The sequence below is a fragment of the Arthrobacter woluwensis genome (genome assembly GCF_900105345.1).
In the GTDB taxonomy this organism is placed as follows: domain Bacteria; phylum Actinomycetota; class Actinomycetes; order Actinomycetales; family Micrococcaceae; genus Arthrobacter_E; species Arthrobacter_E woluwensis.
In genome coordinates this window covers 24,957-32,798 of sequence record NZ_FNSN01000007.1, presented here as the reverse complement: position 1 = coordinate 32,798, position 7,842 = coordinate 24,957, and the positions used below count along the sequence as shown (strand labels likewise).

The 7,842-nt window shown below is 59.3% G+C and carries 3 protein-coding genes and 3 rRNA genes; 3 read left to right on the top strand and 3 right to left on the bottom strand.

What is annotated here, in order from left to right; genetic code table 11:
• The first annotated feature begins 88 nt into the window (after positions 1–88).
• From BLV63_RS18175 to BLV63_RS19185, 3 genes are all read left to right on the top strand, one after another.
• Positions 89–454: a LysE family translocator gene (locus BLV63_RS18175; protein WP_083369914.1), complete on the top strand. Its 366-nt coding sequence runs from the start codon at positions 89–91 to the stop codon at positions 452–454.
• Positions 366–737 carry a LysE family translocator gene (locus tag BLV63_RS18170; protein WP_083369913.1) on the top strand — a complete coding sequence of 124 codons (372 nt, stop codon included), beginning with the start codon at positions 366–368 and terminating at the stop codon, positions 735–737. The genes BLV63_RS18175 and BLV63_RS18170 overlap by 89 nt, the downstream gene beginning before the upstream one ends.
• A gap of 551 nt (positions 738–1,288) precedes the next feature.
• The gene (locus tag BLV63_RS19185; protein ID WP_074784712.1) at positions 1,289–1,762 is read left to right on the top strand and encodes a hypothetical protein; all 474 of its coding nucleotides are present in this window, start codon (positions 1,289–1,291) and stop codon (positions 1,760–1,762) included.
• A 422-nt stretch (positions 1,763–2,184) separates the two neighbouring features.
• Here BLV63_RS19185 and rrf read toward each other — a convergent pair.
• From rrf to BLV63_RS17760, 3 genes are all read right to left on the bottom strand, one after another.
• A 5S ribosomal RNA gene (rrf, locus tag BLV63_RS17770) occupies positions 2,185–2,301 on the bottom strand.
• A gap of 220 nt (positions 2,302–2,521) precedes the next feature.
• Positions 2,522–5,632: ribosomal RNA gene (locus BLV63_RS17765) — 23S ribosomal RNA — on the bottom strand.
• 535 nt (positions 5,633–6,167) lie between these two features.
• Positions 6,168–7,675, bottom strand: a 16S ribosomal RNA gene (locus tag BLV63_RS17760).
• The 16S, 23S and 5S rRNA genes sit together here, the layout of an rRNA operon.
• Between the last annotated feature and the right edge of the window lie 167 nt (positions 7,676–7,842).

Below are 7,842 nucleotides of genomic sequence, written 5' to 3'. Positions count from 1 at the left end.
GTGCGCCCGTATTCGCTGTCCGCGCCCCGATTGCGGCGCCGAAGGTCATCAAGGGCGCGGAAACCGACCAGCGCCTTAAGATGACCGGGTGACCCTTGAACAGTCCCTGCTGGGCTTCGCCGCCCTGTCCGTCCTGATCACGATTCTTCCGGGGACGGACACCGCGCTCGTCCTCCGCTACGCCCTGGGCCGGAGCCGCCGTCACGCGTACACCGCGGCGCTGGGCATGATCACGGGCGCGTTCATCTGGGGCGTGGCCGCGGCCACGGGTGTGTCCGCGCTGCTGGCCGTCTCGACCGTCGCCTACGACATCCTCCGCATCATCGGAGCCGGGTACATGCTCTGGCTCGCCTTCTCGTTCTGGCGTGCATCCTTCCACGGGCGAGGGCAGCGTCGACACCACCGGCGGGCCGGCCACCGTGGCGCCCGAACACCTCGGGAAGACCTGGGTTAAAGGGTTCCTGTCCAACATCCTGAACCCCAAGTACGGGATGTTCTGCCTGGCCGTGATCCCCCAGTTCCTCGTCCCGACCATCGCTCCCCTCTGGATGGGCCTCATGCTCTCCGTCATCAGCAATCTGGAAGCGGCACTCTGGTTCACGCTCATCATCACGGCGGCACACTACTTCCGGCGCTGGCTGGACGGCCCCCGGTTCCGCAAGGTCATCGACCGCGTGACGGGGACGGCCCTGGGAGCCTTCGGGCTCGTGGCGCTGGCGGAGACCCGGCACGGCTGAGTCGCGTCTGTTGCTTCACCGTCGTCGGTATGCGACGATTCCACTGATCGTGAACGAATCACAGGAGGTGAGACCCATGTACGCAGTATCCGCAATGGGCGCTCCCCTCCGCCCACGATTCCGCGGCTGACGCAGCCGCCCCTGGGAGCGCCACACAGGCATTTCGCGAAAGGCGACTCCCATGCATCACGACATTTCTTCTGATTCTCCCGCAGCCACCCGCGCCTCCAACCCTTCGGGCGGCCGCGCGCTCGTACTCGGAGGGGCGGGTCCACCGGCAACGCCTGGCTCCTCGGCGTGATCGCCGGCCTGGCCGACGCGGGCCTCACCGTCACCGACGCCGATCTGATCATCGGCACCTCCGCCGGCGCCACGGCCGCCGCGCAACTGACCGGAGCGGATCCGGCCGAGCTCTACGAGGCCTCCCTGACACCGCTTCCCGTCCGCCGGCCTCAGCCGCCGGAAGCGGGTCGTCGCGGCTGGCAGGATCCACCATCAATCACCTGGAGCGCACGGACAGCATCATCTCCGCTTCCCACGACGCCGCCGACATGCGACGCCGGATGGGTGCCGGCGCGCTGGAGCTTCCGGCTTCCTCCGACCGGGACGTCCACGCCCGCTGGCGGGAGACGGTCGCGTCGCGCCTGCCGAGCCAGCAGTGGCCGGAACAACGGATCCTGCTGACCGCCGTGGACGCGAGCACCGGCGAGCCCACCGTCTTCACCCGTGACAGCGGCGTGTCCCTTGCCGACGCCGTGGCCGCCAGTTTTCCAGCGGCTTCGCTTGTCCCGTCGGGGACAAGCGATACATCGACGGCGGCTACCGGCGCAATGAGAACGCCGACCTCGCCGCAGGCCATGCCCGGGTTTCTGGTCCTCTCCCCGTTCGGCGGCCGCACTCGCACTCCCCTGGAGTGGGGCCAGCACCTTGATGCGCAGGTCAAGGAACTGCGCGACGCCGGCAGCACGGTGGAGGTCATCTCACCTGAGGCGGAGGCGGAGGACCTCTTCGCGCCAATGCCATGAACATCGGCTTGCGTCCGGACGCGGCGCGGGCCGGATTCGAGCAGGGCAAACGCCTCGCCGAGAGCTGGCGCCGTTCTGGGGCGCGTCCGCACCGGTGTGATGCCGGGCTGACCTCGGCTGTTCCGTCGTGTCATCCGGCGTGGTGCCGGATCGGTGGTGCCCGTCTCTTGTGGGGCGGGCTCCACCCCTCTGCTGGTCCGGTGGGGTGGGGGTGTGATCAGTCTGCTGGGTGGCCGGTTAAACGCGGACAGCCCCTGTGGGTGTGGGGGCTGTGGTTTTGGGGTGGGGGGTGGGTGTGGGCCCCGGCCCGGGTGGGTGGTTAAAGGCGAACAGCCCCCGTGCTCGTGTTGGTGGTGGGGGCTGTTTTGTTGGTGGTGCAGTGATGGCCGGGCGTCGTTGCTCGGGCCATCCTGGGTGGTTGTGTCCGGCGGTGTCCTACTCTCCCACACCCTCGCGAGTGCAGTACCATCGGCGCTGTGGGTCTTAGCTTCCGGGTTCGGAATGGGACCGGGCGTTTCCCCCACGCTATGACCGCCGTAACTCTTTCAAACTCCCCACCAGGGGGTGGGGGTTGGTTTGTAAGGGTCACTGGATCGTTTCCGTGACACGCAACACCAACCAGTGGATCCCTTGTGGGGGTGGTGGTGTTGCTTATTCAATTATCTGGTTCCCTCGGTCAAACTGGTGGGTTTGTTGTTTGGGGACCGCATGGTGGACGCGTAGCACAGTTCTTTCACCCACACCCGGGGGGGTGTGGTGTGTGGTCAGGTTGTCGGCTTATTAGTACCGGTCAGCTTCACAGGTCGTTAGTCCCTGCTTCCACGTCCGGCCTATCAACCCAGTGGTCTGCTGGGAGCCTCTCGACCCCGAAGGGTCATGGAAATCTTATCTTGAAGCGGGCTTCCCGCTTAGATGCTTTCAGCGGTTATCCCATCCGAACGTAGCCAATCAGCGGTGCACTTGGCAGTACAACTGACACACCAGAGGTTCGTCCGTCCCGGTCCTCTCGTACTAAGGACAGCCCTTCTCAAATTTCCTGCGCGCGCAGCGGATAGGGACCGAACTGTCTCACGACGTTCTAAACCCAGCTCGCGTACCGCTTTAATGGGCGAACAGCCCAACCCTTGGGACCTACTCCAGCCCCAGGATGCGACGAGCCGACATCGAGGTGCCAAACCATGCCGTCGATATGGACTCTTGGGCAAGATCAGCCTGTTATCCCCGAGGTACCTTTTATCCGTTGAGCGACGGCCATTCCACAATGTACCGCCGATCACTAGTCCCGACTTTCGTCCCTGCTCGAGATGTCTCTCTCACAGTCAAGCTCCCTTGTGCACTTACACTCGACACCTGATTGCCAACCAGGCTGAGGGAACCTTTGGGCGCCTCCCGTTACTTTTTAGGAGGCAACCGCCCCAGTTAAACTACCCATCAGGCACTGTCCCTGACCCAGATCATGGGCCGAAGTTAGATGTCCAAAGTGACCAGAGTGGTATTTCAACGATGACTCCACGAACACTGGCGTGTCCGCTTCACAGTCTCCCACCTATCCTACACAAGCCACTCCGAACACCAATACCAAACTATAGTAAAGGTCTCGGGGTCTTTCCGTCCTGCTGCGCGTAACGAGCATCTTTACTCGTAGTGCAATTTCGCCGAGTTCATGGTTGAGACAGTAGGGAAGTCGTTACTCCATTCGTGCAGGTCGGAACTTACCCGACAAGGAATTTCGCTACCTTAGGATGGTTATAGTTACCACCGCCGTTTACTGGGGCTTAAATTCCCGGCTTCACACCAAAGTGTTGACCGGTCCTCTTAACCTTCCAGCACCGGGCAGGAGTCCAGTCCGTATACATCGTCTTGCGACTTCGCACGGACCTGTGTTTTTAGTAAACAGTCGCTTCCCCCTGGTCTCTGCGGCCCTTATCCGCTCCGAGGAGCAAGTCCTCTTCACAGTCCGGGCCCCCTTCTCCCCGAAGTTACGGGGCATTTTGCCGAGTTCCTTAACCATGATTCTCTCGATCGCCTTAGTATTTCTACCTGATCACTGTGTCGGTTTCGGGTACGGGCGGCTGGAACCTCGCGTCGATGCTTTTCTCGCAGCATAGGATCACTGAATCCCCCACAAGGTGGGGTCCCATCACGTCTCAGCCTTCATGTTCCCCGGATTTGCCTAGGGAACGGCCTACCTGCTTAGACCGGGACTACCATCGCCCGGCTCAGCTACCTTCCTGCGTCACACCTGTTAATACGCTTACTCCCCCGATCAGTTCCCAGCCTCACCACACACCACTTGCCCGAAGCTCCTGGAGGCGGATTGGGTGGTTAGTATCCCGGGCTCAGTATGGGCGGTTCTTCGCCGGTACGGGAATATCAACCCGTTGTCCATCGACTACGCCTGTCGGCCTCGCCTTAGGTCCCGACTCACCCAGGGCAGATTAGCTTGACCCTGGAACCCTTGATCATCCGGCGGACGGGTTTCTCACCCGTCTTTCGCTACTCATGCCTGCATTCTCACTCGTGTGGTCTCCACCACTGGTTTACACCGCGGCTTCACCGCCCACACGACGCTCCCCTACACTCCAGACGACTGAACCACGAAGGCTTGTCTACTATCTGAAATCCACGACTTCGGCGGTGTACTTGAGCCCCGCTACATTGTCGGCGCGGAATCACTTGACCAGTGACTATTACGCACTCTTTCAAGGTGGCTGCTTCTAAGCCAACCTCCTGGTTGTCTAAGCAACTCCACATCCTTCCCACTTAGCACACGCTTAGGGGCCTTAGTCGGTGGTCTGGGCTGTTTCCCTCTCGACCATGAAGCTTATCCCCACGGTCTCACTGCTGCGCTCTCACTTACCGGCATTCGGAGTTTGGCTGACGTCAGTAACCTTGTAGGGCCCATCGGCCATCCAGTAGCTCTACCTCCGGCAAGAAACACGCAACGCTGCACCTAAATGCATTTCGGGGAGAACCAGCTATCACGAAGTTTGATTGGCCTTTCACCCCTACCCACAGCTCATCCCCTCCATTTTCAACTGAAGTGGGTTCGGTCCTCCACGACGTCTTACCGTCGCTTCAACCTGGCCATGGGTAGATCACTTCGCTTCGGGTCTAGATCACGCCACTCAAACGCCCTATTCAGACTCGCTTTCGCTACGGCTTCCCCACACGGGTTAACCTCGCGACGTAACACTAACTCGCAGGCTCATTCTTCAAAAGGCACGCCATCACAGGTACAAGCCTGCTCTGACGGATTGTAGGCACACGGTTTCAGGTACTATTTCACTCCCCTCCCGGGGTACTTTCACCTTTCCCTCACGGTACTGGTCCGCTATCGTCATTAGGTAGTATTTAGGCTTATTCAGGTGGTCCTGACAGATTCACACGGGATTTCTCGGGCCCCGTGCTACTCGGGAATCATCCCTCGAGCGGTGCATCAACGCGACAATTACGGGACTCTCACCCTCTATGGTCGACCATCCAGGCCGTTCATCTACGCCAGCACATTCACACCCGACCAGGTCAGTGACCCTGGTACGGAACAACCCACAACCCGACATGCAACGCCCCACTGGCTATCACACATGGACCGGTTTAGCCTGATCCGCTTTCGCTCGCCACTACTCACGGAATCACATTTGTTTTCTCTTCCTGCGGGTACTGAGATGTTTCACTTCCCCGCGTTCCTCCACACAGCCTATGCGTTCAGCTGCGGGTGACTACCCATAACAGGCAGCCGGGTTTCCCCATTCGGACATCCTGGGATCAAAGTTCGGTTATCAACTCCCCAGGCTTTTCGCAGATTCCCACGTCCTTCATCGGCTCCTAATGCCAAGGCATTCACCGTGCGCCCTTAAAACTTGGCCACACAAAAACCAAGACAAACACCACAACCCACACAACCCCCCAAAAGGAGGCCACCCAGGCCATGACGCTCGCCTTATAAGATGCTCGCGTCCACTATGCAGTTTCTCAAACAACAACCCCACACCCCCCATCCAACACACCCAACCGGGCACGCCTTCCAGAAGCAGGGCAACCAAACGAAACAACAACCACCACACACCCCCAAAGGAGACATGCGACGGGCCTGTTGCTTCAGGACCCAACAGTGTGTCAACAACCCCTGCACCACCACCAACACCACACCCGTTCCAACCAACCGTCACCGGCCGGCGTACCTAAAACGCAGCATCACAGCACCCGTACAGGAACCGGCACCCCAGCCGGCAAGCCCCCTTGTTTCACAGGAACCCACCAACCATCACGAGGATGTGTTTTTTCGATATTCCACCCATGAGCACCACACCCAGGAACGAACGCCCTGGCGAGGCGGGTTCTACACTCAACCACCACCACAACCCATGCAGGAAGCGGCCATGATGCGTCGTTTGCTCCTTAGAAAGGAGGTGATCCAGCCGCACCTTCCGGTACGGCTACCTTGTTACGACTTAGTCCCAATCGCCAGTCCCACCTTCGACAGCTCCCTCCCACAAGGGGTTAGGGCCCACCGGCTTCGGGTGTTACCAAACTTTCGTGACTTGACGGGCGGTGTGTACAAGGCCCGGGAACGTATTCACCGCAGCGGTTGCTGATCTGGCGATTACTAGCGACTCCAACTTCATGGGGTCGAGTTGCAGACCCCAATCCGAACTGAGACCGGCTTTTTGGGATTAGCTCCACCTCACAGTATCGCAACCCTTTGTACGGCCATTGTAGCATGCGTGAAGCCCAAGACATAAGGGGCATGATGATTTGACGTCGTCCCCACCTTCCTCCGAGTTGACCCCGGCAGTCCTCCATGAGTCCCCGCCATTACGCGCTGGCAACATGGAACGAGGGTTGCGCTCGTTGCGGGACTTAACCCAACATCTCACGACACGAGCTGACGACAACCATGCACCACCTGTGAACAGCCCCGAAGGGAAACACCATCTCTGATGCGATCCAGTCCATGTCAAGCCTTGGTAAGGTTCTTCGCGTTGCATCGAATTAATCCGCATGCTCCGCCGCTTGTGCGGGCCCCCGTCAATTCTTTGAGTTTTAGCCTTGCGGCCGTACTCCCAGGCGGGGCACTTAATGCTTAGCTACGGCGCGGAAAACGTGGAATGTCCCCCACACCTAGTGCCCAACGTTTACGGCATGGACTACCAGGGTATCTAATCCTGTTCGCTCCCCATGCTTTCGCTCCTCAGCGTCAGTTAATGCCCAGAGACCTGCCTTCGCCATCGGTGTTCCTCCTGATATCTGCGCATTTCACCGCTACACCAGGAATTCCAGTCTCCCTACATCACTCAAGTCTGCCCTACCACTGCAGAACCAGGTTGACCTGGCCTTTCACAGCAGACGCGACAAACCGCCTACGAGCTCTTTACGCCAATAATTCCGGATAACGCTTGCGCCCTACGTATTACCGCGGCTGCTGGCACGTAGTTAGCCGGCGCTTCTTCTGCAGGTACCGTCACTTTCGCTTCTTCCCTACTGAAAGAGGTTTACAACCCGAAGGCCGTCATCCTCACGCGGCGTCGCTGCATCAGGCTTTCGCCCATTGTGCAATATTCCCACTGCTGCTCCGTAGGAGTCTGGGCCGTGTCTCAGTCCAGTGTGGCCGGTCACCCTCTCAGGCCGGCTACCGTCGTCGCCTTGGTGAGCCATTACCTCACAACAAGCTGATAGGCCGCGAGTCCATCCAAAACCACAAAAGCTTTCCACCACAACCCATCGGGCAATGGTCGTATCCGGTATTAGACCCAGTTTCCCAGGCTTATCCCAGAGTCAAGGGCAGGTTACTCACGTGTTACTCACCGTTCGCCACTAATCCACCCAGCAAGCTAGGCTTCATCGTTCGACTTGCATGTGTTAAGCACGCCGCCAGCGTTCATCCTGAGCCAGGATCAAACTCTCCAAAAAGAAATTCAAACCCAGCAAACACCAATCCACCACAGGGCGGTGAAATCAGTGATTACCAAAAAAACATTGGTATCAAAAAACATGACACACTATTGAGTTCTCAAACAACAGACTGCTCTGCGATACTCACCGGAGCATTCCTCCAGGCTTTCCCGCCGCAACCCTTC